23 protein-coding genes are annotated in these 24,929 nt (G+C 33.8%); 9 read left to right on the top strand and 14 right to left on the bottom strand.

Annotated features, from left to right (window positions below):
* Positions 1 to 143 precede the first annotated feature (143 nt).
* Positions 144 to 1,220: a divergent polysaccharide deacetylase family protein gene (locus AC6H33_RS08890; RefSeq protein ID WP_497604528.1), complete on the top strand. Its 1,077-nt coding sequence runs from the start codon at positions 144 to 146 to the stop codon at positions 1,218 to 1,220.
* A gap of 3 nt (positions 1,221 to 1,223) precedes the next feature.
* Positions 1,224 to 2,000 carry a DNA-processing protein DprA gene (locus AC6H33_RS08885; protein WP_497604527.1) on the top strand — a complete coding sequence of 259 codons (777 nt, stop codon included), beginning with the start codon at positions 1,224 to 1,226 and terminating at the stop codon, positions 1,998 to 2,000.
* Here AC6H33_RS08885 and queA read toward each other — a convergent pair.
* From queA to hemW, 4 genes are read right to left on the bottom strand one after another with little or no spacing between them, the layout of a single operon-like run.
* Positions 1,995 to 3,023 (bottom strand): tRNA preQ1(34) S-adenosylmethionine ribosyltransferase-isomerase QueA, encoded by a 1,029-nt coding sequence (gene queA, locus AC6H33_RS08880; RefSeq protein WP_497604526.1) that lies wholly within the window; start codon positions 3,021 to 3,023, stop codon positions 1,995 to 1,997. The genes AC6H33_RS08885 and queA overlap by 6 nt on opposite strands.
* Before the next feature lies 1 nt (position 3,024).
* Entirely contained in the window at positions 3,025 to 3,831 is an 807-nt protein-coding gene (tatC, locus tag AC6H33_RS08875; protein ID WP_497604525.1) for a twin-arginine translocase subunit TatC, read from the bottom strand.
* Complete coding sequence (tatB, locus tag AC6H33_RS08870) at positions 3,824 to 4,243, bottom strand: Sec-independent protein translocase protein TatB (protein ID WP_497604524.1); 420 nt, start codon at positions 4,241 to 4,243, stop codon at positions 3,824 to 3,826. The genes tatC and tatB overlap by 8 nt, the downstream gene beginning before the upstream one ends.
* Positions 4,244 to 4,295: 52 nt before the next feature.
* Positions 4,296 to 5,348 carry a radical SAM family heme chaperone HemW gene (gene hemW, locus AC6H33_RS08865; protein WP_497604523.1) on the bottom strand — a complete coding sequence of 351 codons (1,053 nt, stop codon included), beginning with the start codon at positions 5,346 to 5,348 and terminating at the stop codon, positions 4,296 to 4,298.
* Between the two features lie 114 nt (positions 5,349 to 5,462).
* Between hemW and AC6H33_RS08860 the strand changes: the two genes are divergently transcribed.
* A complete protein-coding gene (locus tag AC6H33_RS08860) occupies positions 5,463 to 6,830 on the top strand; it encodes an EAL domain-containing protein (RefSeq protein ID WP_497604522.1) in 1,368 nt (455 codons plus the stop codon).
* A gap of 9 nt (positions 6,831 to 6,839) precedes the next feature.
* On the opposite strand, the gene AC6H33_RS08855 is transcribed toward AC6H33_RS08860, so the two are convergent.
* Both AC6H33_RS08855 and AC6H33_RS08850 read right to left on the bottom strand, forming a co-directional pair.
* The gene (locus AC6H33_RS08855) at positions 6,840 to 7,208 is read right to left on the bottom strand and encodes a methyl-accepting chemotaxis protein (protein ID WP_497605992.1); all 369 of its coding nucleotides are present in this window, start codon (positions 7,206 to 7,208) and stop codon (positions 6,840 to 6,842) included.
* A 759-nt stretch (positions 7,209 to 7,967) separates the two neighbouring features.
* Positions 7,968 to 8,351 (bottom strand): PAS domain-containing protein, encoded by a 384-nt coding sequence (locus AC6H33_RS08850; protein ID WP_497604521.1) that lies wholly within the window; start codon positions 8,349 to 8,351, stop codon positions 7,968 to 7,970.
* Between the two features lie 122 nt (positions 8,352 to 8,473).
* On the opposite strand from AC6H33_RS08850, the gene AC6H33_RS08845 reads away from it, so the two are divergent.
* Genes AC6H33_RS08845 through folP form a run of 5 tightly spaced genes read left to right on the top strand, consistent with a single transcriptional unit; the run spans position 8,474 to position 12,496 of the window.
* Positions 8,474 to 8,944, top strand: a complete 471-nt coding sequence (locus tag AC6H33_RS08845; protein WP_497604520.1) for an RNA pyrophosphohydrolase — start codon at positions 8,474 to 8,476, stop codon at positions 8,942 to 8,944.
* Entirely contained in the window at positions 8,945 to 10,156 is a 1,212-nt protein-coding gene (locus AC6H33_RS08840) for an aspartate kinase (RefSeq protein ID WP_497604519.1), read from the top strand.
* A 43-nt stretch (positions 10,157 to 10,199) separates the two neighbouring features.
* A complete protein-coding gene (locus AC6H33_RS08835) occupies positions 10,200 to 10,748 on the top strand; it encodes a HobA family DNA replication regulator (RefSeq protein ID WP_497604518.1) in 549 nt (182 codons plus the stop codon).
* Positions 10,735 to 11,364 (top strand): DNA polymerase III subunit delta', encoded by a 630-nt coding sequence (locus tag AC6H33_RS08830; protein WP_497604517.1) that lies wholly within the window; start codon positions 10,735 to 10,737, stop codon positions 11,362 to 11,364. The genes AC6H33_RS08835 and AC6H33_RS08830 overlap by 14 nt, the downstream gene beginning before the upstream one ends.
* On the top strand, positions 11,354 to 12,496 hold the full coding sequence (folP, locus tag AC6H33_RS08825; RefSeq protein WP_497604516.1) for a dihydropteroate synthase: 1,143 nt from the start codon (positions 11,354 to 11,356) through the stop codon (positions 12,494 to 12,496). The genes AC6H33_RS08830 and folP overlap by 11 nt, the downstream gene beginning before the upstream one ends.
* A 13-nt stretch (positions 12,497 to 12,509) precedes the next feature.
* On the opposite strand, the gene AC6H33_RS08820 is transcribed toward folP, so the two are convergent.
* The 4 genes from AC6H33_RS08820 to grpE all read right to left on the bottom strand — a co-directional run bounded on the left by AC6H33_RS08820 (position 12,510) and on the right by grpE (position 17,932).
* Positions 12,510 to 14,249: a sensor domain-containing diguanylate cyclase gene (locus tag AC6H33_RS08820; RefSeq protein ID WP_497604515.1), complete on the bottom strand. Its 1,740-nt coding sequence runs from the start codon at positions 14,247 to 14,249 to the stop codon at positions 12,510 to 12,512.
* Between the two features lie 122 nt (positions 14,250 to 14,371).
* A complete protein-coding gene (locus AC6H33_RS08815) occupies positions 14,372 to 15,370 on the bottom strand; it encodes a hypothetical protein (protein WP_497604514.1) in 999 nt (332 codons plus the stop codon).
* 74 nt (positions 15,371 to 15,444) lie between these two features.
* The gene (gene dnaK / locus AC6H33_RS08810; RefSeq protein ID WP_497604513.1) at positions 15,445 to 17,328 is read right to left on the bottom strand and encodes a molecular chaperone DnaK; all 1,884 of its coding nucleotides are present in this window, start codon (positions 17,326 to 17,328) and stop codon (positions 15,445 to 15,447) included.
* Positions 17,329 to 17,374: 46 nt separating this feature from the next.
* Positions 17,375 to 17,932, bottom strand: coding sequence for a nucleotide exchange factor GrpE (gene grpE / locus AC6H33_RS08805; RefSeq protein WP_497604512.1), 558 nt, complete (start codon positions 17,930 to 17,932; stop codon positions 17,375 to 17,377).
* A gap of 179 nt (positions 17,933 to 18,111) precedes the next feature.
* Here grpE and AC6H33_RS08800 point away from each other — a divergent pair, with 179 nt between their 5' ends.
* A complete protein-coding gene (locus AC6H33_RS08800) occupies positions 18,112 to 20,109 on the top strand; it encodes an AsmA family protein (protein ID WP_497604511.1) in 1,998 nt (665 codons plus the stop codon).
* Here the strand turns inward: AC6H33_RS08800 and AC6H33_RS08795 are convergent.
* From AC6H33_RS08795 to AC6H33_RS08780, 4 genes are read right to left on the bottom strand one after another with little or no spacing between them, the layout of a single operon-like run.
* Positions 20,093 to 22,015 (bottom strand): EAL domain-containing protein, encoded by a 1,923-nt coding sequence (locus AC6H33_RS08795; RefSeq protein WP_497604510.1) that lies wholly within the window; start codon positions 22,013 to 22,015, stop codon positions 20,093 to 20,095. The genes AC6H33_RS08800 and AC6H33_RS08795 overlap by 17 nt on opposite strands.
* Complete coding sequence (locus tag AC6H33_RS08790; RefSeq protein ID WP_497604509.1) at positions 22,009 to 22,440, bottom strand: hypothetical protein; 432 nt, start codon at positions 22,438 to 22,440, stop codon at positions 22,009 to 22,011. The genes AC6H33_RS08795 and AC6H33_RS08790 overlap by 7 nt, the downstream gene beginning before the upstream one ends.
* Positions 22,441 to 24,303, bottom strand: a complete 1,863-nt coding sequence (locus AC6H33_RS08785) for a TonB-dependent receptor (RefSeq protein ID WP_497604508.1) — start codon at positions 24,301 to 24,303, stop codon at positions 22,441 to 22,443.
* 48 nt (positions 24,304 to 24,351) lie between these two features.
* Positions 24,352 to 24,927: a ComF family protein gene (locus tag AC6H33_RS08780; protein ID WP_497604507.1), complete on the bottom strand. Its 576-nt coding sequence runs from the start codon at positions 24,925 to 24,927 to the stop codon at positions 24,352 to 24,354.
* Between the last annotated feature and the right edge of the window lie 2 nt (positions 24,928 to 24,929).

Below are 24,929 nucleotides of genomic sequence, written 5' to 3'. Positions count from 1 at the left end.
GGATGTATATATATCGAAATATATTATCGATACAAAGAGAAAGGAACGGCGGATTATACAGAAAAGTTACTTAAAAAAACACTAAGCCGTTATATATTTTATTTTTTTAGGATATAGTTTTATTCAATAAATATGGAGATTGTATGTCAAAAAGAAAAAAAATAATTCCTAAAAAAAGTTCAAATTTTTTAAGCTATATTGCTTGGAGTTTGGTATTTATAATTGTAGTTTTAGCCTCATTTGTCTCTGGATATTATGTCGGACATGATAGCGCAAAAGAAGATGCTATCAAAAAAGAGCACTCCAAAGAAAAAATAAAACAATCAATGATAAAAAAACTAGAACAAGAGAGCGCTAAAAGACAGAGTCAAAAAGATGAGCAGAGTGTTAATGATAGATTGAAAGAGGTTTTAAAAAAAGAGCCTGTTAAAGTTGAACCATCTAAAGAGTCTAATGATAGCAATGAGACATCTTCACTCTCAATAAAAGAGGTAGTTGCACAGTATGAAAATGCTTCACATGAGGTTGAAGAAGCGGTTTTACCAAAAGCTCCTGAGCGTAAAATAGTTAAAAGCTCTAAAAGACCAAAGTTAGCAATTATCATTGATGATGTTAGCGTAAAATCACATATTAGTGCTGTAAAAGGCCTTCATCTTCCTATTACTATGTCTTTTTTACCACCAAGTAAAGCCAGACCTTCTTCTCATATTTTAGCAGCTCAAGAGAGTTTTTATATGGTTCACTTGCCGATGGAAGCACAGAGTTTTAAAGCAGAAGAACCATTAACATTAAGAGTTGATGATTCAAATGAAAAAATTATACAAAGAGTCGAAGAGATAAAAAAACTTTTTCCAAAAGTAAAATATATAAACAATCACACAGGAAGTAAGTTTACAGCGGATGAAGCTGCGATGGATAGGCTTATTTTAGCACTTAAGAGCCATGATATAATATTTGTAGACAGTAGAACAACAGGAGCTTCAAAAGCACAAAAAATCTCAAAAAAATATGCGCTAGAGTACATAGGAAGAGACGTTTTTTTAGATCACAAGATGGATAAACCATATATATTGTCACAGATTAAAAAAGCAATTGAGATTGCAAAGAAGCATGGAAGCGCCATAGCGATAGGGCATCCACATGCAAATACAATTGCAGCAATTAGTGAGTCAAAAAAACTTTTTTCAGACGTAGATTTAGTTTTTGTGAACAAACTTTAAAACATGAGCAAGATAGAGTTTGAAATACCTGAACTTTTATCTATGAAAAAGTATCCAAAAGAGATATTTTATAGCGGTAACCTCTCTCTCTTAAGTAGTCCAAAAGTCTCAATCGTAGGAAGCAGAAAGCCTACTAAATACTCGCGACTCTTTATAGAAAAACTATCATCTGCTCTCTCAAAAAGCGGTATTTGTATCGTAAGTGGCGGTGCCATGGGAATAGACGCAAGTGCTCATATAGGAGCTACCTCTTATAATACTATATCGGTTTTGCCATGTGGTGTTGATGTGCGTTACCCAGCAGTAAATAAAAATTTACTCAGTGAAATAGAAAAAAATGGACTTTTATTAAGTCAGTTTAAGAGTGGAAGTAGCGCTACTTCGTGGAGTTTTGTAGTTAGAAATGAACTTGTTGTCGCTCTTGGAGAGGTTTTGGTTGTTGGCGAAGCAGAGATTGATAGTGGGACCATGAGAAGCGTAGAGTTTGCTCTGGGTATGGGTAAGGAGATTTTTGTACTTCCTCAACGTCATGGAGAGAGTGATGGGACAAATCAACTTCTGCGTGATAAAAAAGCAGAAGCTATCTATGACATAGACGAGTTTGTATCGAGGTTTTCTACAAATAAAGTTGATACACTAGAAGCAGAAGATGAGTTTATGGAGTTTTGTAAAAGAAATCCAACTTATGATGCAGCCTTGGCTAAATATCCGCAAAAACTTTTTGAAGCAGAGTTAAACGGTGATATAGAAATAAAAAATGGTGTAGTTATTAGATTATAAAATCAGCATAGCATCGCCATAAGAGTAGAATCTGTACTCTTTATCAATCGCTATGGCATAAAGCTCTTTTGCTTTATCTACCCCTATAAAAGAGGCAACTAACATGATAAGTGTTGATTTTGGAAGATGAAAATTTGTAAGTATATGATTTACTCTAAGAGGTTTGTTGTTTGGATGCAAAAAAAGATTTGCTTCTCCTCTTTGTTGCTCTTTATTTCTCGCATAAAATTCAATGGTTCTTGTTGAAGTTGTTCCAACGCTTAAAATTGGCATCTCAGAATCAAGAATCTTTTTTGCGCTATCTGAAATATCGTAATACTCAGAATGCATAGGGTGCTCAAGTATCTCCTCACATTCAACAGGCTTAAAGGTACCGCTTCCAACATGAAGCGTAATGTATGCATGTTGGAAGTTAGAACATACTCTTTCATGTTGCTCTTTTGTAAAGTGAAGTGATGCAGTTGGTGCTGCTACTGCTCCCTCTTCTTTAGCAAAAACACTCTGGTACTCTCTCTCATCTTCTTTGTTATCTTCTCTTTGTATATATGGCGGAAGTGGAATATGACCAATCTTATCTATTATAGGAAGTATCTCCTCGAAACGTAAAAGAGAGTTGTTTTTATAAAAGTTTACAACTCTGCTTCCATCTTCAAGCAGCTCTATAATCTGGGCAACTAGCTCTGCTCCAAGAGATATTTTAGTTCCAATTTTTACTTTTCCTCTTGTGAAAACATGAATATTATGGGCATTTAACGCTCTATTGATTAGAAGTTCTATTTTCCCGCCACTCTCTTTTTGCCCAAAAAGTCTAGCTTTTATAACTTTTGTATCATTAAAGATAAGTGCACAATTTTTAGGGATAAATTTTTCAAAATCGTAAAAGTGTGCGTGTGAAATTTGACCACTCTCTCTATCGTAAACAAGGAGTTTTGCATTGTCTCTAGGAGTTGCTGGGTGGGTCGCTATGAGCTCTTTTGGGAGAGTAAAATCATAGCTTGAGGTGAGTAGCTCACTGCTACTCATGCTAGTTCTCTATTTTTTTTGTTTCTTCTTCTGCATCTTCTTCATCATCATCCTCATCTTCTTCTTCGATCGGAGAAGCAGGATTTACAGCTCTAACTATTAAAATTGATGCACCATAAAGAATGGTAAGTGGAAGTGCCATAAGAAGTTGTGTTAAAACATCTGGAGGTGTTAAAAGAGCAGCTACGATAAAGATAATAACAATTGCATATCTGAAAAAATCTATCATCTGTCTATCGTTAACCATTCCAAGAAGCGCTAAGAAGTAAGCAAAAACAGGAAGCTCAAATGCGATTCCAAAACCAAACATGATTTTTGTAAAAAATCCTACATAATCTTCAATATTTATAAGAGGAGTAAATTTAAAACTACCAAAAGCTATAAGGAAATCAAAACCAAATGGAGTAACAACATAGTAGGCAAAAAGAACACCAATTGCAAACATTATAGTTCCACCCAGTATAAAAGGGAGAACCATTTTTTTCTCATTTGCATATAGTGCAGGAGCCACAAATGCCCATATTTGTGCAAGAATTATAGGTAGAGCTCCAACGATTGCTGCAAAAAATGATACTTTTAATGCAACAAAAAATGCACCTCCAACTTGGTTGGTAGTTACCATACCATCTGCTGCATGAAGAGATACTTTACCAACTTCAAGAAGAGCTGAATTTAATGGCGCTACTATCCACTCTAAAATTGGTTCATGAAAGTAAAACATAACAAAAAACATAACAATTAAGCTACCAACAGAGATAGCTAATCTTTTTCTTAATTCAATTAAATGTGGTTTTATCTCATCAAACATTTTTACTATCTTCTTCTAATTTATCTTCAATTTGAGTGTTTTTTTTCTTAGGCAGGGTTACTGTTTCAGGCTTGTTTTCTGGAACGTTATCTTTTTTTGGTGCGTCAAAAATATCATCAAATGTATCGTCTTCAAGGGTTGTTAGTTTTGCTGCCATCTGTTTTATATCAGTAGCGCTCTTTACTTGATTTGAAGCGTCAAGAAGCTCTTTTTTATATGCCAATGCTTCATCTTTTATGCTTTTTACTTGCATCTCTTCTTCTATCGTGTTTTTCATAGTGTTGATAGTGTTTTTAGTGCTTCTAAAAAATTTAGCAATTTGAACCATAGCCTCTGGCAATTTGTCAGGACCAAGAAAAAGAATAGCGATAACAGCGATAATAATAATTTCAGTAAAACCCATACCAAACATAAACAATCCTCAAATTATAGTGAAGCAGGATTCTAACTAAAAAATAATTAATCTATGATATAAACAGGGCAATCTCATCTGCAAGTAGATAATCAGTGTTATAAAAGGTATCATTTTTAAATATAAGTTTTTTTTCATTAACTAAAAGGTTAGCACGTTGAAGCTCTTTTTCATTTAGTATATTTATCGATATTCCAACACAAGAGCGTAAACCTAAAAATATCTGTTCAATCTTTTTATCCTCTTGGCTTAAAGATTCTGTTTTAATCAAAGTTGGATTGCTTATGTACTCATCAACATCTGAAGTTGGGTAGTATCTTTGCAATCCAAGCTTGCCAACAGCACCGCTACCAAGCCCAATATACTCTTTATAAAGCCAATACCCAAGGTTGTGAGTACTTTTATAAGTACCAAAGTTGCTTATTTCATACTGCTCAAATCCATGGCTTTTTATATTTTTAAATAGCCACGAAGTGAGAGTTAATCTCTCTTTTGACATATAAGGTTTTGATTCAAATGGGGTTTTTTCTTCAATTGTTAGTGCATATGCGCTGATATGGTTAATTGGAAGAGAAAAAGCTGTGTCTAAATCATGCTTTAATAGCTCTTTTGTATCGCCAAGTGTTGCATAAATAAGATCAAGAGAAATATTTTCAAAACCTACTTTTTTAGCATTTAAAACTGCCTCTTTAGCTTGAGTTGCACTGTGTGCACGGTTAAGGATTCTGAGTTTGTCTTTGTCAAAACTTTGAACTCCAAAACTTATACGATTTACCCCAAGCGTGTGCATTCCCTCAAGCCACTCGAAAGTGGCACTATTTGGATTTGCTTCACTTGTTATTTCTATATCAGCCATAAAATATGGCTTTAGCGTTTCAAAGATAGTTTTGTAGTGCTTTGGTTCAACAGTAGAAGGGGTTCCTCCACCGATAAAAACGGACTCGATAGAGTTTTCTTTAACATCAAATCGCTTAAGTTCAAGCTCAAGTTGAGTTGATAAAGCTTTCATGTAGCTCTCTTTTAGATGAAACTTATCAACATAAGAGTTGAAGGCGCAGTAAGAGCATTTAGAATCGCAAAATGGAATATGAATATATAGTAGCAAGTGGCTTCTCCCTAAGATGAAAATTATAGCTTTTTTTTCACTTTTTATTATTATTCATATTTAAAGTGATGTATGATAATGTTTTATAAAATAAATTGATAATAAGTAGCTATTTTGAATGATGTAGTAACAATAGAAGAGAACCTCTTAAAACTAGGAAAACTCTATGCAGATGGTGATGAAAAACAAAAATATGCGATAGCGACACTACTGGAAGAGATTTTAAGCTGTAAAAGCATCAGCGATATCCATCTGCAAATTGATAAAATAGATGAAGCAACCAATCTGCCAAACAGAGAAGCTCTTATGAAAGATATAGTGGTGCTTCAAGATGAAGCAATGCTTATCATGCTTCATATAAATCAGCTAGAGCCAATTAAGCAGTTGTACGGTTTTGAAATTGCTAGAGAAGTCATAATCGATAAAAGCAAAAAACTACAAGATATGATTACGGAAGAAAATGTCACTCTCTATAGTTTAAACCTTCAAAAATTTGCAATTCTTGTAAAAAACAGAACTCTTTTTGAAAAATATCTCTCTATCTTGAACTATTATATTTTTAATAATATGGACAACAATCTTTTTTGTACTACAAATGGAGAAGAGATAATCTCTGATTTTACCGCAGGTATCTCTTATGGAAATGAGCATTTGCATCATATGGCAAATGTAGCACTTCAAGAGGCTATTTCTCTAAAGGAGAGATATAGAGTATATGAAAATGACCCAGAATATATTTTTTCAAGAAAAGCAGTTTTAAATAAGCATCAAGTTTATAAAGAAGCTTTGCATAATGGCTGCATCGTGCCTTATTTTCAGCCGATTATAGATGCAACTGATGGGTCTGTTACAAAGTATGAAGCACTAGCAAGATTAAAACTTTTTGATGGAACAATTATTACCCCGTATGATTTTTTAGATGCAGCAATTGAGGACAATACTTTTGAATTTTTTACAAGACAGATGATGCAAAAAGTCTTTCTTATCTATGAAAAATGTAGTGCTGAAATATCTATTAACTTGACATATAAAAATCTAAAATCTCAAAGTATGCTCGATTATATAAAAAATAGATTAGATAAATATGGCGGAGATAGAATCACTTTCGAGATAGTTGAGACTGAAGAGATAGATGACTATGAAGTTGTAGAGAAGTTCATTGAGATGATTAAAGAGTATGGCAGTAAAATATCTATTGATGATTTTGGCTCTGGATACTCTAATTTTACAAACTTGATAAAACTACATATAGATTTTTTAAAAATAGATGGGACACTTGTAAGTAAGGTTTTAGTAGATGAAAAAGCAAAGTTTATGGTTAAAGGACTTATAGAGTTTTCAAAGAAAATAAAAATTAAAACAGTTGCAGAGTTCGTAAGCTCATATGAGATAGCTGAGTGTGTTAGAGAGCTTGGCGTTGATTATTTTCAAGGATATTACTATGGAGAGCCAAAAGAGGCTCTTTTTTATGGGTTAGAATAGAGAAAAACTCTATTGAGATAGATTATTTAGAGTATGTATGATGTCATCCATTTTGTTACTTATTAGGCTAACTTCACTTGAAATGTCATTTACCTCTCTAGCGTTTCTGTTTAGTGCATCTGAACTCTCAGAAATTGATTGAATGAGAATATTTGTTGTCGCAGAAGTCTCAGCAAGGCTTTTTTGAGTTCTCTCAGCTAGTTTTCTTACCTCGTCTGCAACAACAGCGAATCCACGTCCATGCTCTCCAGCACGGGCTGCTTCGATAGCCGCATTTAGTGCTAAAAGATTTGTTTGCTCGGCGATATCACCGATAGTCGCTAAAATAGTTTTTGTCTCATTAGCGTTAGTTACTAAAGTTTGTAGGTTCTCAACCATATCATCCTCTTTTTGAGCAACATTATGGATTCTGTTTACTGTATCGTTTATCATACTCTTTAGATCTTTAACAGTTGAGTTTGTGATAGTTGAGATTGTATCATTGAGTTTTTTAGATGATTCAACAATTGTTTTTTGACTATCTCTGTTTTTTGTCTCCATAGTTTGAAGGGCTTGGCCAAGTTCATTTATATTGTTTAATAAATCTGCCATTTTAGCTTCTACATGTACATCACTTCTTGTCGCGAATAGACCTTGTGAGAACTTTTGAAGTGTATTTATAGCGATGTCAAGATTCTCCTCTGATGAATCAAGCATGTTGTTTAGGCTGTTTCTAAGTACATGAACATAAGGAGTTTTTGAATCAGATGCTATTCTACAAGAGAAATGCCCTTTTGCAACTTTGTCTGTTAGAAGAACCATCTCACCAGCTACTCTTGTATCTTCAAGCACAGATGCCTGATATGTTGTTACAATTTTATTGAAGTTTTTTTCAGCTTCATTTGGAGTGTTTTCATCAATTTTTATCTTATTTCTCTTAAACTCCATCATTTCTATAAGCTCTAATCTCTTTTGATTAAGAAGATTTGTTGTTGATGTAGAGCTTGTTTTCATATTTGTTGCAATTACAAGTATAAACCCTATAACAGCTACTGCAACGTGCGCAAGAGTATTGTCTGTTAAAAACAGAGAAGCGATTAAAATTGAAAAAGTTAATGTAACGATTATGTTTTTTATGTTGTTATTCATCTGGATTTCCTATCTTAATGTTTTGTATAGCGCTTCGGCTTCTTGGATTTCTTGATCTGATGGCTTTCTTCTGCAAGAGAGGTAAGTTTGCTCTTTTCTTGTAGTGTCATACATCGGATAAACTGTTGCATAAACCCAGTAAAATCCGCCGTCTTTAGTCATGTTTTTAACATAACCGCTCCAGATTTTTCCATTTTTAACGCTCTCCCACAAGTCCTTAAAAGCTGCTTTTGGCATATCTTTATGACGAACTACATTATGAGGTTTTCCAACCAACTCTTCAAGTGCATAACCTGCAACTTTACAAAAATCATCATTTGCAAATATGATAATACCCTTAGCGTCAGTTTGCGAGACTAAAAAATCATCATTCTTCAAGACATACTCTTTCATTATTTACTCTTTTTTTGGAATATGTCGCAATTATAGCATGTAAAATAAATATTGGGTTGTGAATTAGTTTATTTTAATACCATCTTTTGTACAATTGCACCAATATTATATGAAGTGAAACTATGACAAAAAAAGATTTATATCGTCCTAATGTTGCGATGATTATCGTCTCAAGTTCTTATCCTTTATCAAGAGAAATTTTCCTTGCACAAAGAAATGATATGCTTGATGTTTGGCAATTTCCACAAGGCGGAATAGATGCTGGAGAAGAGATTCAAGAAGCACTATTTAGGGAGCTAAAAGAGGAAATAGGCACTGACAATGTAGAAGTTATAGCTGAATTTCCTGAGTGGATATCTTATGATTTTCCGCCAAAAATAGCTCAGAGTATGAAGCCTTTTATAGGACAGACGCAGAGATATTTTTTGGTAAAACTACACGCTGATGCTGTGATAAATATAGAGACTGCTGAACCTGAGTTTCGTGAGTATAAATTTGTAAGCGTAGATGAAGCGTTGAGCCTTAGTGCTAGTTTTAAAAAAGATGTTTATGAGAGTGTTATAACTTATTTTAAAAAAGAGGGATTATTGTAGATGTTGATAGTTCAAAAATTTGGCGGAACAAGTGTTGGTGATTTAGAGCGAATCCAAAATGTAGCTTTTCGTGTCTCTGAGACGAAAAAAGCTGGAAATGATGTTGTTGTGGTTGTCTCTGCAATGAGTGGAGAGACAAATAAACTTGTAGCGTACGCAGAGCATTTTTCAAAAAACCCTGCACGTGGCGAAGTTGATATGTTGCTAAGTTCTGGCGAGAGAGTAACTGCTTCACTTTTGGCAATTGCCCTTAGCGAGATGGGATTTCCTGCTGTTTCTATGAGTGGAAGAAAAGCTGGAATCGTAACGGACAATATTCATACAAAAGCTCGTATTGAAGAGATAGACCCAACCGCAATGAATAAGGCTATACAAGATGGAAACATAATTGTTGTTGCTGGTTTTCAAGGTGTTTCTCAAGATGGAAATGTAACAACACTTGGACGTGGCGGAAGTGATTTAAGTGCTGTTGCGATAGCAGGAGCAATAAAAGCTGACTTATGCGAAATATATACTGATGTAAGCGGAATTTTTACAACTGATCCCCGTATTGAGCCAAAAGCAAAGAAGCTGGATAAAATCTCTTATGATGAGATGTTGGAACTTGCCTCTCTTGGGGCAAAAGTGCTTCAAAACCGCTCTGTAGAGTTAGCAAAAAAATTAAATGTAAATTTAGTAACAAGAACAAGTTTCTCAAATGAAGAGGGAACATTAATAACGAAGGAAGAAAATATCATGGAAAAACCATTAGTTAGCGGAATAGCATTAGATAAAAATCAAGCACGTGTTTCATTAGTAGGCGTAAAAGACAGACCAGGAATTGCGTCTGACATCTTTACAAAATTATCAAACAACAACGTAAATATAGATATGATAATTCAAAATGTAGGACATGACGGTAAAGCAAATATAGATTTTACTGTTCCTGTTAGTGACTTAAATGACGCAAAAAAAGTTATGGATTCATTTGTAAAAGAGTCTGAAGTAGATGAAGTCTCTTATGATGAAAATATCTGTAAAGTCTCTATCGTAGGCGTTGGCATGAAGTCTCACACTGGCGTCGCTGCAAAAGCCTTTTCGGTAATGGCTGCTGAGAATATAAACATAAATATGATTTCTACTTCAGAGATAAAAATCTCTATGATAATCGCTGAAAAGTATGCAGAACTATCTGTTAGAGCGCTTCATAGTGCTTATGAGTTAGATAAGTAATGAATAATTTTATTCTCTACTTTGTCGAGGAGGCATGAGTAGCATGTCAGAATTTTCGCAGTGGAGTTTAGATGCTATAAGAAAAGAGGGCGGTTGTTTTAGTTGGCTAGAAGAGCAACGCTTTGACTGGACAACGACAACTTCCCAAGCTTTAGAGCAGATTCTTAATGGTAAAACAATTATTTTAATTACTGATGAGAAAAGAAAGTGGTTTGAGACCTATATTTTAGATTTTTTAAACTCTTTGCAGGTAGATAGACCTCTTTTACCAATAATAAGCATAGATAGCGTTTATAGACACTACAACAGTATAAATGGCGGAGAGATGATAGATATAGTTGAAGATGTTATCTCTTTGGCGCATAAAGATGATTATTTCTACTGGTACATAGGTAGAGGAGATGATAAGAGAGCTGATATTGCCAAGAGAAAAGATTCAAGCTATTTTTGGATTTTTGATGAAGAGTATTTAAATGCACTGCACTTAAAGTCTTATGATAAACTCTTAGATATTAAGCTTCTTCAACTATATCGCCTCTTTAATGCCTCGCTAAATGCAGCGATGTTTGGAGAAGTTGATGTTGGAGTCTGATTTTACAAAGAGTCACATTGTAATTACATCAGACATAGAAGCAGAATTTGAGAGATTAAATGATGTGCTAAAACCAAACAGAGTGGTTGGTTTTATAACAGAAGATGAGTTTAAAATAGAACATGCAAGAGCAGCAATTGCAGAAGCATACATTAGTGAATCTCAAACAAAATATATCATCCTTGGATCAAGCAATTTTAATGCAGTTTCACAAAACTCCCTTCTCAAAGTCCTTGAAGAACCTCCTAGAAATATAGAATTTATCATCTTGTCTAGCTCAACATCAAATCTTCTTCCAACGGTTCGCTCAAGATTACCTATCTTTAAGGGCAAAAAAGAGCACAAAGTTTATGAGATAGAGTTTAGTCTTGCACGAATAAATTACAGTGATATTTTTGAGTTTTTAAAAAAAGTTGCAAAATTAAAAAAGAGTGAAGCAAAGAGTCTTGTTGAAGCACTCTACCACAGAGCAACCGTTGTTGATGAGCTGATACTTACAAAAATGCAACTTGAAAATTTTGACAGAGCATATAGGCTCTTAGAGTTAAATGCAAGAGCACAGAGCGTTTTTGCTCTTATCTTGATGAGTTTTGCAGGAGATAAAAATGCAGCTTGAACTTTTATCTAACGAGATAGATATAAAAAAATATCTTAGAAATCTAAATGTCGATAGTGGCGGAGTCTCTATTCTTGGCTCAAAAGCTGAACATTATATTGTACTAATTAGAGATTTACATGTAGGTGGCGCAAATATATTAAAACAAGATGCGCTTAGTGTCGGCGCAGATTTAGCAGTGCCTCGTGGAACGGTTATCGCACAAACACCTTATGTTGATGCAATTTTGATAGCTACTTCAAGAGAGTTGGAAAAACTCTCTAAAAAAGAGTTGGCACAACCTTTTGGGCTAAGTGAAGTAGCAAAAAAGCTACAAGATATTTTAAAGATAAAAAGTGATTCAAAAGCCCAAGTAATGGGCATTATAAACGCTAACGATGATAGTTTTTTCTCAGATTCAAGATTTAGTGACAAAGAGGCAATAGAAGCTATTAAGAAGATGATTGATGATGGTGCAGATATTATAGATATAGGTGGGGTCTCTTCAGCACCATCTGCTAAAGTTGTATCTAAAGAGGAAGAGCTAAGAAGAGTAAAACCAATTCTTGATCTAATACAATCTCAAAAACTCTATAAAGAGGCGCAATTTAGCATAGATAGCTATGAGCCTTTAGTTATTGAGTATGCCCTAAAATGTGGCTTTAGAGTTGTAAATGATATTACAGGGCTCCAAAGTGATGAAGTTTGCAGGCTTTGTGCAAGTAATGGGGCAAGAGCAATTATCATGCATATGCAAGGAACACCACAAACTATGCAGGATAAACCAGAGTATGAAAATATTTTGAGTGATGTTTATACTTTTTTTGAACAAAGAATAGAGAAGGCCAAATCTTTAGGAGTAAAAGATATAGTCTTGGATGTTGGAATAGGATTTGGAAAAACGTTAGAGCACAATTTGATGCTCATAAAAAATCTAAAACATTTTAAAACTCTTGGGTATCCTTTATTGATTGGCGCTTCAAGAAAATCGATGATTGATAAAATTTCGCCCTCACATGCTAGTGAGAGACTGGCAGGAACGTTGGCTATTCATCTTGAAGCTGTAAAAAATGGAGCTTCTATGGTTCGAGTTCATGATGTTTATGAGCATGTACAAGCGCTTAAAATAAAAAAAGCACTAGATGAGATTTAGAGTAGATAACGCTTTATATAGAACAAACCCTATTTCTACCGCTATTTTTTGCTTCATAGAGGGCATCGTCTACTCTTTTTAGCATATCAATGCTTTTATCTTTAGTGTTGTATGAGACAACACCGATACTAGCCGTTACATGCACTACATGCTCAAACTTGTGTTCATCCACTGTTTTTCTTATTCTTTGAGCAATCTCTTCTGCTGCTTCAAGTGAGGTATATAAAAGCAGTACCATAAACTCCTCTCCGCCAACACGACCAAAAACATCGCTATCTCTTAAGCACTCTTTTGCAAGTTTTGTTATTTCGATAATGACATAATCGCCAACATGATGGCCATAGTTGTCATTTATCTTTTTAAAGTAGTCAATATCAAGCATAATCAAAGAGAGCTCTACGCTGGAGCCTTTATATTTATCAAGCGTAGCGTTAAATTGATTTAAAAAAGAGTAGCGGTTATTTATTTTGGTTAGAGAATCTGTGTTTGCAAGTTTTCTCATCTTCTCATAAGCACCTTTAAGCTCAGTTGTTCTTGTATCAACCTTTTGTTCGAGATGTTCATTTAAGAGTAGTAGCTCATCTGTTTTATGTTCAATATCACTTTTAAGCTGAGCAAATCTTTCTTGAAGTTTATTTGATATAAAAAATGCAATCAACAAAGAAAGAGATACAAATATTAGAGAGTAAATTTTCATAAGGTTTAGCTCTTTATTGTTCATAGCCTCAAGTTCTCTTTTTTTCTCATTTGCGATAGCATTTATCTCTTTTATATAAAAACCACTTCCTATCATTAGATTTGTATTTGGAATTGCTTCAAAGTAGGACATTTTCTCTTCAATCTGCCCATTCATAGGGTTTACCCAGTTATAAGAAGCAAAGTTTTTACCTTCTACTTTTATGCTCTGTATAAGTTTTTGTGCTACTTCTCTATCATTTTTATTTGGCGAATCTAAAAAGTTTTTTCCTTCTAGTTGTGGGTTTTGAGAGTGAAGTATGATGTTTCCATCCATGTCATAGATGAAAAAGTAGTCATTTTTACTTTTATTTATATTGCGAAGTATCGTAATGGCGCTTTGCTCTATCTCTTTTTTAGTAATATCCAAGTACTCACATGAGCCTAGATACCAATTATAAATTTTAAAGTCTTTTACAAATGCCAACTGTTTATATTGTGTTTTTGGGTCTTTGTTAGCTCTTGTAAATGTATCCCATAAAAATCCTTCACCAACACTATTTACGATAGCTATCTCTTCTTTAATTATAAATCGTCCAGTTGCGTCTTGAAAGTCTATAATGCTCTGTCCCTCTTTATGTTTTAGATACTCAGGAGCAAGTGTAAACACACCATTTTTGTCTAAAATAAAGATAAAACTCTCTCCATCATTCCACGTCATAGCACGAAGAACATCAATAATCATCTTTTTTATTTCAGCATCGTTTTTAGTATTTTTATTTTGATTATAGATATGTGAGCCTATCATAAAGGCTTTGTTTACTCTTTCACCAACTTTATCTTTTAACTTCTCTTTAATTGTTGAATTCTCATAGTTTAAAATCTCAACTGCCATTTTAACTTTTGAAATTGTGTTATCTTTTTCTTTTAGGATTAGCTCTTGTTTGAGGTTTTTAGTGCTGTTGTTAAAGATGTCTTCGCTGTGTGAAATGCTCATATAGAAAAAAAGAAATACAACTACAGGAATGACTACGATGGGAGTAAAAGTGATAAATCTAATAAGATTTTTCTCATTCATTTGAAATTCTTTACAGTGGTATCTATAGAGAGTATTTCAATAGTTATTAAAGAAAAAGATTAAAGTTCTTTAATATTATAAAAATAGCTTAAATATACTCTCTTTAGTAACAAAAAGTAACGTTAGAAGGATGGTGGAGCTATGTATCGACCTTTAACAAAACGACAACCATCCCCTTTTGGAAATAGCTTAACTCGCTCAATCCATATCGTGTTATTTGTAGAGCTGAGCGATATGTTTGCCTTTTTAGAGTCTATCTCAACAACAGTTCCGCAGTTTGTTTGAACTCCAACTTGAAGATTGTTTCTAAAAAGCTTTAGTTTTTTTGCATAATCATCTATACTGTTTTGCTCTTTTTTTGCAAGATAGAGATTGTCTCGCTCTAGTTGTTGTTCACTTTTTTTATACTTATCTTGGTAATTTCTTTTCAGTGCTTGAGCATCTTGCTTCTTTTTCTCATCCGCATCTTTTAAATTTTGAAGATTTTGAAGCGCTAGCAAGAGGAGAGGCTTTGCTTCTTCATAGTCTGCATAAGTTATTACAAACTCATTAAAATCTTCAATTGTGTTTGCTGTATGAAAAATCTCTTCACACTGTGCATACTTAAATATGTTTTTTTTGCTCTCAATCGCTTCATAGAGGTTTGTATCGCTTATGGCTTGATTTATCAAACTTTTGCTTACATATTTGTATTTTTTAGAATTTTTGCTCATATTGTTAAAATAATCACTAAGATTTTTTGCTTTTGAGTTAAGTGATAAAGCACTTGAACATGGAGTGTAAGAAGCAGTTATGTTTGAATCATCACATAGATATTCATTTCCTCGTTCTGGCTTGATGTCAGAATCAAAAAGTGGGTAAACATTGCTATAAGTTTGTGTTACAAGAAGAAGCTCTTGATTTTTGTGGAGTCTTTTTAAAAAAGGCTTATCCTCTATTTGAAGAATTTTCCATTTTTGTTTACTTTTTTGGATAAGAACAAAATAGTAACCGCCCTGAGGAGCATAATCTATTTTTGATTGTGGCAATTTTGTAGGTGCTCTTAGAGCTTGTTGTTGTGAAGAACATCCAGAAATAAACAAAGAGAGTATAAGCGCATAAAACATAGTTTTGTAAAGCACGAGGTACCTTTTAAATAGTGGTTTGGGGTTTTTGAAGTGTGGCTCTCACACGAGATGTGTGAGAGTGTACAAAGTTACTCTATCTCTGCGTCGATAACGTCATCGTCGCTTTTTTTCTTTGAAGTATCAGCTCCGCCTTGTTCGCCTTGCTCATTTTTATACATCTGCTCAGCCATTTTATGACTCGCTTCAGTTAGAGTTTTTACTTTAGCTTCAATCTGCTCTTTTGTAGCATTTGTGTCTTTTAGAACATCTTTAAGTTCAGATATCGCAGTCTCAATTTTTGCTTTTTCTTCAGCTTCAAGTTTCTCACTCATCTCGCCTAATGATTTTTCAGTTTGAGCGATTAATGCGTCAGCTTGGTTTTTAAGTTCAACTAGCTCTTTTCTTTTTGAGTCTTCAGCTTTATGAAGTTCAGCATCTTTAACCATTTTGTTAATCTCTTCTTCGCTTAGTCCTGAAGAACCACTGATTGTGATTGATTGAGACTTGCCTGTTCCTTTGTCGGTTGAGCTAACAGTTAAAATACCGTTTGCATCTATGTCAAATGTTACTTCAATTTGAGGTACACCTCTTGGAGCTGCTGCAATGTTTCCTAGTTCAAATAGTCCTAGAGATTTGTTATCTTTTGCAAACTCTCTCTCACCTTGAACAACTGAGATACTAACAGCTGGTTGGTTGTCTTCTGCTGTTGAGAATACTTGAGATTTTTTAACAGGTATCGTTGTACCTTTCTCAATTATCTTAGTAGCAACACCGCCTAAAGTTTCGATTCCAAGAGATAGTGGAGTAACATCAAGAAGAAGAACATCTTTAACATCTCCTCTTAAAACACCACCTTGGATAGCAGCACCAGCGGCAACAACTTCGTCAGGGTTTACGCTTTTGTTTAGAGTTTTTCCACCAAAGTAATCAGATACCATTTTTTGAGCAAGAGGAACACGAATTGATCCACCAACCATGATAATCTCTTTGATAGCGCCATTTTCTAAGCCAGACTCTTTCATAGCAGTTTTGATATGACTGATTGTCTCTTCGATTAGTTTTTCAATCATACTCTCAAATTTAGCACGAGTAAGTTTGATAACTAAATGTTGTGGTCCAGCTTCTGTCATAGTGATAAATGGTAGGTTTATCTCTGTTTCAGTAGAACTTGAAAGCTCTTTTTTAGCATTTTCTGCTGCATCTTTTAGACGTTGAAGAGCCATTTTGTCGTTTTTAAGATCAATACCGTGTGTATTTTTGAACTCACTATTTAAGTAGTCAACGATTTTGTTGTCAAAGTCATCTCCACCTAAAAATGCGTTTCCATCAGTTGAGAGAACTTCAAAAGTACCATCACTAATCTCTAAAACAGTAACGTCAAAAGTTCCGCCCCCTAGGTCATAAACAAGTACATTCTCATCAGCTTTGCTCTCTAAACCATACGCAAGTGCAGAAGCAGTTGGTTCGTTTATGATACGTAAAACATTAAGTCCTGCGATAGTTCCTGCATCTTTTGTTGCTTTTCTTTGTGCATCATTAAAGTAAGCAGGAACAGTAATAACTGCGTCAGTTACAGTTGAGCCGATGTAAGCTTCAGCATCTTCTTTTAATTTTGAAAGAATTTTTGCTGAAATCTCTTGTGGAGTGTAGATTTTACCAGCTACATCAACAGCCGCCATTCCATCTTTGTTTACGATATTGTAAGTTACTTTATCGTGTGCAGCTTTTGCGTTTTCTTCGCTCATCATAAGACCCATAATTCTCTTGATTGAAGAGATAGTTTTGTTTGGGTTTGTGATTGCTTGACGTTTTGCAGGGTCTCCTACTAAAACCTCACCTTTGTCTGTAAATGCAACAATTGAAGGAGTTGTATTTTTTCCCTCTTTGTTAGGGATGATTTTTGCTTCTCCGCCCTCATAAACTGCTACACATGAATTTGTTGTTCCTAAATCTATACCTATTACTTTACTCATTTTTTTGTCCTTAATTTAATTTTATATACAATTATATTAACGAATGTTAATTCGCTACAACTACCATTGCTTCACGCAAAGGACGTTCTTTATACTTATATCCAGTTTGGAAAGTTTGAACGATTTGTCCGCTCTCTACTGTATCACTATCAACACTTTGTATAGCATTGTGAATATTTGGATCAAATGGTGCGTCGTGTGCAACCATAGTTACTCCATGTCTCTCTAGCGCCGTGCTAAGTTGTTTTAGAGTTAGCTCAATGCCCTCTTTTAACTTTTCAAGATGCTCTGCAGAATCTACAATTGATGCAGAAGATGAGATGGCCATATGCAGAGCGTCCATAACTGGAATCATATCTTTTGCAAACTTCTCATTTGCATACTCTACTGCTGTATATTTCTCTCTCTCTAATCTCTTTTTGATGTTGTCAAAATCCGCATGTACTCTTGCATACGTATCTTTTAGAGAAGTCAACTCCTCTTGCAAAAGGTCAAACTCATTTACGATAGCCTCTGCTTCTGCGGCAGCTTCGCTTGTTTGTGGAGTCTCCTCTTTTGTTACTTGAGTTTCACTTTGAAGCTCTTCTTTATTTTCTTGTGACATAGCTGTTAAATTACTCCTTTTTAAAAGATAGCACAATTATACATATTGAGTGTAACAATGTCAAGTAAAAGCTAAATATATAGCATCAATAAACTTTAGTCTATCGTTATCAAGTTTCAAGTTACTAACGATATATAATTATATAGTATTATTAGAAATATAAAATTATTGGAGATAGTATGAAATATTTAGCTTGGATAGGCGCTTTTCTAGCCTTTTTGGTCGTAACTCTATATATAGTTGCCTTTACACCAGTTGGAAATGCTTTACTTAAGCCTATGGTAGAGGCAAAGATACAAGAGCAGACAAAAGTGGATAGTAAGTTAGAGACTTTCTCGCTTAGTATGAGTGATTTTGAGATAGTACTAGAGCTTGATAAAGGCAATTTGATAATTGCAAAAGGCGGTTACTCTATCTTTGCAAAGTCATTTGATGTTAGCTATGAGATAAATTTTAAAAACCTAAAAGCGTTAGAGCCGATTTTAAATATGCCACTAAATGGAGCATTTAACACAGATGGTACTATAAAAGGTGATTTAGCTTTTATGAAGATAGATGGAAAAAGCAGTGTGGGGGAGGGTGATACATCTTATAGCGTTGAACTTAGTGATTTAAATCCAACTTCAATTATTGCAAATATGAAAAATGCTTCTCTTGCGTCACTGCTCTATCTTGGCGCTAAAAATCCATACGCAACGGCAGATATTAATCTCGATATAAATCTTAAAAATATAACTCCTCACAAGCTTGATGGAGAGATAAAGCTCTCTACTAAAAATGGAACTATAAATCCAGAGTTTATGAAGAGTGACTTTAATGTAACGATTCCAAAAACATCTTTTAATATGAACCTTGATGCAAAACTCAAAGGTGATGATTTAGAGTATAGCTATGATTTAGCATCAAATCTTTTCAAGATAGAGAGCTCAGGAAAGCTTATTCCAGAGCCATTTAAGGCTGATTTGAAGTACGCACTTGATATAAAAGATTTGGAAGTACTAAAACCTATCACGGGTGCAGACATCAGAGGGGCACTAAAGTTAAATGGAACGCTAAGCGGAGATAAAGAGAAGCTGGTAGTTCGTGCAAACAGTGATGTAGCATCTTCACAAACTACTATCGAGGCTTTGCTCAAAGATTTTTCACCAACATCGCTAAGAGCAAAAATTACCAATCTTGATGTTGCAAAACTTCTATATATGATAAAACAGCCACATTATGCGGATGCGCTTTTCTCAGCGGAAGCAGATATTAGCGATGCAAGAGTAGACTCACTTAAGGGCGAAGTAAAGAGTTCTATTGCAAATGGAGTGTTTGATTCTGCTTATCTAAGTAAAGAGTATGCGTTCTCATCACTTATGCCAAAGAGCACATTTAATGCTCAGACTACCACTGTCTTAAAGGATGGTGTTGCTGATACAAAGGTAGATTTTAACTCAAACCTTGCAAATCTTGATATAAAAAGCGCTAAGTTTAATATAAAAGATGGCTCACTTAAGAGCGACTATGTGGTTGATATAAGTGATTTAAATAGTTTATATTTTGTGACAAATCAGCATATGAGAGGTGCATTCGCAGCAAAGGGAGAACTATCTAAAACCAAAGATTTAGATTTTACGCTTTTCTCAAACGTATCTGGTGGAAAGCTGGATGCCAAACTTCATAATGATGACTTTAGTGCAAATTTAAGTGATATAAAGACAACCAAACTTCTATATATGTTAATGCACCCAGAGGTAGTTGATGCTACATTAAATGCGAAGGTAAATTACAACCTAGCGCAAAGCAAAGGTGTTTTTGATGGCGATATTATAAATGCAGTGTTTGCAAAAAATCAGACATTTGACTTAATCAAACAGTTTACAAAAGTTGATATGTATAGAGAAAACTTTAATGGAAAAGTTGGTGCGAACATCAACAAAGAGAATATCTTGGCTTCTCTTGATATGCGCTCAAAAGAGACATCTATCAAAACTAAAGATACAAAACTAAATACAAAAACAAATCAAATGAACTCTGATTTGACTATTGTTATAAAAAATGACACTGTTAATGCAAATCTAAACGGAGATATAAACTCTCCAAAAGTGAGTATAGATTTGGAGAAGTTTTTAAAATCTGAGACAGGTAAAAAAGTAGTAGAGAAAATTGATAAACTATTTAAGAAACTGTTTTAAAAAGTTCCTCTTTTAAGACTAAATGAGGCTCTGGCTTAGAGATATAGTAACCTTGCATATAATCTATATCTAAGAGCAGAAGCTTCTCGTAGACCTCTTTAGAGTGAACAAACTCAGCGATTGTCTGCATATTGCTTTGAGCGGCAAAGTGGACAATACTCTTTACTACTTTAAAATCTTTACTGTTTATATCTATATTTTTTATCAAAGAGCCATCAATCTTTAAGAAATTTGCTTCAATGTCTATAACGCTTTTAAAGTTTGAATAGCCACTTCCAAAATCATCAATAGATACTTTTGCTTTGAGTGAGTGAAGAAGATGAATCTTCTGTTTGAAGAGTTCAATATTTTCAATCTCATCACTCTCAAGTATCTCAAAAGTTACTCTAGAAGCTAAATTATGGTTTGATTTTAGTGCTTTTACTATACTATCTTCAATATCTGGATGAATTAAATCTGAGAAATTTATATTTATACTTACAAGTTTTTGGTTATCTTTAAATTTATCAAAAACAGTAGATAAAACTCTTTGTGTAAGTTTATAGTGTACATTTGTAAGCTTTATTTGTGGCATAAAGCTCATAGGCATAATAACTTTTCCATCTTTAGAAATAATACGAACAAGCGCTTCATACTTAAATATCTCTCCAGTATGATGGCTATAAATTGGTTGATAATGACATGTGACTCTATCTTCAGCAAGAGCCTCTTTTACAAAGCTTAAATATTTTGAAGAGGATGATGATGAAGAGTGGCTGTTTAGCTTCTCATCATAAACAACAACTCTGTTTCTGCCACTTCTTTTTGCTTCATAGAGCATTTTATCAGCTATTTTTATAGCCTCTTGAAGGTTTTTCTCAAGTGAGGGGTATTTATGTATACCGATAGAGAGCGTTACTTTTATATCATCTCCATCATATGAAAAGTTCTCTTTAGCGACATTAGCTCTTATTCTCTCGCAAATAGTCATTTTTAGTTTTTCACTATCTCTATTGTTGATAAGAAGTAAAAACTCCTCTCCTCCATAGCGAATTAAAATATCGCTGTCCCTGATAGATTTTTTAAAGATTGTGCTTACATGAGAGAGTACATAATCTCCTGCTTTATGCCCATACGTATCGTTAATAACTTTAAATTTATCCAAATCAAGCATAGCTATGGAGTAGTTTTTAAGGTCTATAACATGCCCTATCTCTTCTAGGTAGTTTCTATTAAATGTGTTAGTAAGTGGGTCTGTAAAGATTTTCTTTTTTGTAATAAAGTAGTGAAATATCTGCACTAGCGTTATGCCCATAAATATAAATATAAAGATTGTAAGTATTGTAAAAAAAGCCTCTAAGGGTTTTATCGACTCTAGGATAATCGATTTTATCTCGGTTGTAAAATCTATGTTGAAAAGCCCTATAACAGCGCCGTTACTGATGATTGGATAGATATAAGTTATATAAATATTTTCAACATTTTTCTGTTTTACGGTTTGAGGCTCTTTTGTAGCATAGGCAAGATTGTACTCTTTTAAATCAATATCAAATTTTTGGTTGAAATTTGCCTTGTCTGTTTTTGAGGCATCAAGCAAAAATCTAAATTTATTCTCATCATCTTTATATAAAACATAGGAGTATTTTACATCGGAAGAGAGCATCATAGATAAAATATGTTCATACTTTTCTCTATTTTTTTTCTCTTCAAAAAAAGAGACTAAATCATTTTTGGTAACTATTTGGTTGTTTTTGTATATATCTTCTTGTAAATTTTTTAAAACAAAAGAGATTTGCTCTATTTTGTGTTTTTCAATTCTATCAAATATATTCTCTTTTGCCCTTAAGATATCGCTGTAGGTATAAGCTAAAAAAAGACCAAGAATAAAGAGTAGAAAAAATATTGTTAACTCTCTTCTCTTTACCATATTTTTTCCTCAAGATACATATCTAGTTGATTTGAGACTGAGATGTTTTGCTCTTTAGTTCTTGACTCAATGATTACTATATTTGGTCTGCCTTTTTTCCAAAACATTGAACCAAAACTTTTAGGAATCTCTTTTAAGAGCTCATAGTTAAGCACAAATATAGCTTTGTCACAAAAATCTTCTTTTAGATTTTTCTTATCTTCTAGCACTATTATTGAAGCCATATGGCACTTTTGAGTTGTTGAAAAATGGGCTTTGTTATCAAATTCGTGCAGTAGTTTTTTGTTGTCAGACCAGATTACTATCTTTTTGCCAAGGGAGATGTTTTTAAATATGTTTTCCAAAATCTCTACTTGTATAGTCTCTTTATTTTCGTTTGAAAAAAGAAAAAGTGCTAAAAAAATAGATAGAAAAAATATCTTCATCTAAAAAGTATACTCCATAGTTAAGATTACTCTTCTCTCAAGAGCGGGAATCATTGCGCCATTGATACTTGTCTCAATCGCCTTGTCAAAAATATTTTCGCCTTTTAGTTTTATGTCTATATTTTTGTTATAGTGGTGTATTATACCAGCGGTGTAGTCATAACCGCTCTTTACGTAAACCCCATCTATTCCAGTGTATGAAGATCTGTAAACAAGCTCATTATATATATCAAATCTTCCTACTGTTGTATAGAGCTGAAGCAGGGCTCCAGTATCTGAGGATAACATGGCATTTTCTTTAAATGCTTCGTAGTACTCCATAAATATTTTGTTTTCAGAGTCAAATTTATAAAGTGCATTAAAAAATATTTGTGAAAAATCAGAGCTTTGACTATTGTTGATATACATATTTTGTGTATGATCAAAAACAATACCGTTTTTTGATTTTGAAGCCCCACCTCCAACTGTTAGCGTTAGAGCATCTCTTTTGTACTCAACCTCTGCTTTTGCAACTTTAATATCGGAACTTTTTAAATTTGGGTTTGCGTTGTAGACTGGGGAGAAGGTTGTTTGAGTCATTATCGGATAAACATACCCTTTTTGAATAAAGGTTTTTAAAGAGAACTCACTGGAGAGTTTTGAGATATATGCAAGACGTAAAATATCTTGTTTGCTTGATTTTGTAAGATGATTTTTAAGATAGTCAATTTTTGCACCCAATGTAATTTGATTGTTGCTGTTTATATCGTAAGTATCTTCTAAAAAAAGCATATAAATATCAAGGTTTTTTGGACCAAGAACTATATCTTTTTCAATGCCATCAGTCTTGAAAGAGTCTAGAAAAAAGGTTTTTTGTTTTATTTGCGCACCATATAAAAAATTATTATCTCCGTAGGTATCACGTTTTCTTAAAAGTAAGTCATACGTAAGTGAACCAGATTTTATATCTAGTGCATTGGTTTGAGTAGTATCAAAGAGTCTTATCCCAAGAGAATCAGAATTTTTTACATCTAAGGTTTCGTATGTTGTAGAAAAGATTAACTCTGTATTTTGTGGCAGATATTTTGTAAATTGGAGATAGCTGTGTTGCGCAACAAGTGAGCCATCCCCTATCGCCTTGCCAAATCCATTAAAAAGGTCATAATCCTCATGCGCAGATCCACCTTCAATGAGATAGTCATTTTTCTTTTCAAAATTAAAGTAGACTTGACCTCTGGCTCCATCCCTTGAGAGAGAGCTTCCATTTTTGTTTCTCTCTTTGTCATAGTTGTTTTTGCTTATATCAGCATTTGCCAAGTATGAGTACTCATCAAAACTTTGAGCGTCTATAACTTGTCCTCTTGTACCGCCTTTTGAGTCTGTTGAGAGTTGAACAACTGTTGCATTTTCACGAGAAGGATTTTTTGTATATAGTTTAATTACCATATTTCCAGACTCTCCGTGAAAGGCAATTACATTTGAGGCTTGATAAATTTCTATATGGTCTATAAAGTTAAGTCCCATTTTTCCAAACTGTGCAAGACCTGTGCCAGAAGTGATTGATGTGAGTTCATAAGAGTTTATATATATTTTTACAGAAGACATTGTGCTCTCAGAGTAGGGACTCTTTACAAGAGTAGTCGAACCAAATGTAGTGTTTTTTATGCTAAACATTTTAACAGTTTTTAGTACATCGCTAAGAGTATAAGCTTGCATTTTGTCCAAATCAGAGCGTGAAAATACTATAACATGTCCAGATTTTTCATCTTTAGTCTCTTTATGAAGCTCATTTGCTTCACGATATTTTGATAAAAGGTCATTAAAGTTATTTTCATCAGAAACAAGTATAGAGATTAAGAGAGAAAAAATGGCAATAAACTTCAAAACAGACCTTCAATTCTTAAAATATACATAAGTATATATAGCAGTTGCTTATTTTATACTTGCATCAGCTAGGGCTAGACAGAAAATAGTATTTTTACCGTTGGCTTGTAATAGTGTAATCGCTTGAGTAAAAGTTGAGCCAGTTGTTACGATGTCATCAACTAAAATCAACTCGTTGCCTTGAACACTTTTAAACTCAAAATTTCTAGGATTTAACATCCTAAACTCTCTGCTTTTTCCAGAGTAACTCACTCTGTTTTTGGCTCTTAGTTTATTAAATTTTGGTGCTATAAAGTCGCTTTTTAGGGCTTTGTTTAAAATGGCTGTGTGTGAGTAACCAGAACTTAAGGTGTCATCTATGGCTAGTGAAATTATATGTTGTTCGTATGAGAATTGGGTGGCAAACTTTGCAAGAGAGTTTTTTGCCAAAATTTTAAAGATGTAGTAGCCTAAATCGGTATGTTTTGTATGAAGAAGATTTTTTATATCATCATATTTATAAAAGGAGATAACTTCTATATCTCCAAAGATTTTTCTTCTATAAATTGAGGGAGCCAGAAACGTGTTCTGACAGTTTTTGCAGATATGTGAAAAAGATAAGTTTTCACACATCAAACAGCGCATTT

It is taken from the genome of Sulfurimonas limnophila, from assembly GCF_059705345.1.
This window is presented reverse-complemented; position numbering and strand designations above follow the sequence as displayed.

Bases quoted from the DNA above. Each gene is read 5' to 3' on its own strand.
- AC6H33_RS08890 (WP_497604528.1), top strand. From the start codon at position 144: ATGTCAAAAAGAAAAAAAATAATTCCTAAAAAAAGTTCAAATTTTTTA.
- AC6H33_RS08885 (WP_497604527.1), top strand. From the start codon at position 1,224: ATGAGCAAGATAGAGTTTGAAATACCTGAACTTTTATCTATGAAAAAG.
- queA (WP_497604526.1), bottom strand. From the start codon at position 3,023: ATGAGTAGCAGTGAGCTACTCACCTCAAGCTATGATTTTACTCTCCCA.
- tatC (WP_497604525.1), bottom strand. From the start codon at position 3,831: ATGTTTGATGAGATAAAACCACATTTAATTGAATTAAGAAAAAGATTA.
- tatB (WP_497604524.1), bottom strand. From the start codon at position 4,243: ATGTTTGGTATGGGTTTTACTGAAATTATTATTATCGCTGTTATCGCT.
- AC6H33_RS08855 (WP_497605992.1), bottom strand. From the start codon at position 7,208: ATGGTTGAGAACCTACAAACTTTAGTAACTAACGCTAATGAGACAAAA.
- AC6H33_RS08850 (WP_497604521.1), bottom strand. From the start codon at position 8,351: ATGAAAGAGTATGTCTTGAAGAATGATGATTTTTTAGTCTCGCAAACT.
- AC6H33_RS08845 (WP_497604520.1), top strand. From the start codon at position 8,474: ATGACAAAAAAAGATTTATATCGTCCTAATGTTGCGATGATTATCGTC.
- AC6H33_RS08840 (WP_497604519.1), top strand. From the start codon at position 8,945: ATGTTGATAGTTCAAAAATTTGGCGGAACAAGTGTTGGTGATTTAGAG.
- AC6H33_RS08835 (WP_497604518.1), top strand. From the start codon at position 10,200: ATGTCAGAATTTTCGCAGTGGAGTTTAGATGCTATAAGAAAAGAGGGC.
- AC6H33_RS08830 (WP_497604517.1), top strand. From the start codon at position 10,735: ATGTTGGAGTCTGATTTTACAAAGAGTCACATTGTAATTACATCAGAC.
- folP (WP_497604516.1), top strand. From the start codon at position 11,354: ATGCAGCTTGAACTTTTATCTAACGAGATAGATATAAAAAAATATCTT.
- AC6H33_RS08820 (WP_497604515.1), bottom strand. From the start codon at position 14,249: ATGAATGAGAAAAATCTTATTAGATTTATCACTTTTACTCCCATCGTA.
- dnaK (WP_497604513.1), bottom strand. From the start codon at position 17,328: ATGAGTAAAGTAATAGGTATAGATTTAGGAACAACAAATTCATGTGTA.
- grpE (WP_497604512.1), bottom strand. From the start codon at position 17,932: ATGTCACAAGAAAATAAAGAAGAGCTTCAAAGTGAAACTCAAGTAACA.
- AC6H33_RS08800 (WP_497604511.1), top strand. From the start codon at position 18,112: ATGAAATATTTAGCTTGGATAGGCGCTTTTCTAGCCTTTTTGGTCGTA.
- AC6H33_RS08795 (WP_497604510.1), bottom strand. From the start codon at position 22,015: ATGGTAAAGAGAAGAGAGTTAACAATATTTTTTCTACTCTTTATTCTT.
- AC6H33_RS08790 (WP_497604509.1), bottom strand. From the start codon at position 22,440: ATGAAGATATTTTTTCTATCTATTTTTTTAGCACTTTTTCTTTTTTCA.
- AC6H33_RS08780 (WP_497604507.1), bottom strand. From the start codon at position 24,927: ATGCGCTGTTTGATGTGTGAAAACTTATCTTTTTCACATATCTGCAAA.